Here is a 257-nt window from a genome sequence, read left to right on the forward strand (position 1 = left end):
ACCATTTTGTTTCATTGTATCAATTAGCTCTTGCATAGGAAACAGTACACGTTTTACTTTAATCAAATCCGAACGTAACTTAAAGACACTATCCATGACCATTTTATTAAAGCGATCATCTACATGGCGGTCTTCAAAATGATAAACACTATCTTCAAGTGCATATACAAAGTTGAAATATTTATCAACCATCATATCTAAAATTAATATGACGACATCTGCACAATCTAATTCTGCATCTAATGTATTCATATACT

At 30.7% G+C, this 257-nt stretch carries 1 protein-coding gene; it reads right to left on the reverse strand.

Annotation, left to right across the window (positions count from 1 at the left end; all coding sequences use genetic code 11):
* On the reverse strand, positions 1-257 hold a 257-nt coding region (locus GUI70_RS25925; RefSeq protein WP_237725161.1), incomplete at both ends, for a CorA family divalent cation transporter.

The organism is Deinococcus alpinitundrae (assembly GCF_009982895.1).
GTDB lineage: Bacteria > Deinococcota > Deinococci > Deinococcales > Deinococcaceae > Deinococcus > Deinococcus alpinitundrae.